The sequence below is a fragment of the Salifodinibacter halophilus genome (assembly GCA_012999515.1).
Classification (GTDB): domain Bacteria; phylum Pseudomonadota; class Gammaproteobacteria; order Nevskiales; family Salinisphaeraceae; genus Salifodinibacter; species Salifodinibacter halophilus.
On the sequence record JABEEB010000195.1, the window covers coordinates 1 to 277 of the forward strand.

Below are 277 nucleotides of genomic sequence, written 5' to 3' on the forward strand. Positions count from 1 at the left end.
TCAGCTGGATCGACTCTTCTTCCTCCACACCGCTGCCGAGCAGGCCGTCCCAATCCTGCAACGGCGCGACCTGCACGCCTTGCTCGATCTGGCGCAGCAGGGTTTCGGCGTTTTCGACCGCGCGCGTGTCGCCTTCGCCCTGGCCGATCCGCCACTTCAGCCGCACGATCAGCAGCTTGAGCAGCGACAGCGCCTGGGTCAGCACCGCAGCCAGCGGCAGCTGCACGCGCTTGATCGCGTCGTCGAATTCGTCCAGCGGCGCTGACGCCGCTGGACG

The 277-nt window shown here is 67.5% G+C and carries 1 protein-coding gene; it reads right to left on the bottom strand.

Translation table 11 applies throughout. The annotated features are described in order from the left end of the window. A partial coding sequence (locus HKX41_11290) for a hypothetical protein (protein NNC24715.1) occupies positions 1-277 on the bottom strand: 277 nt, incomplete at both ends.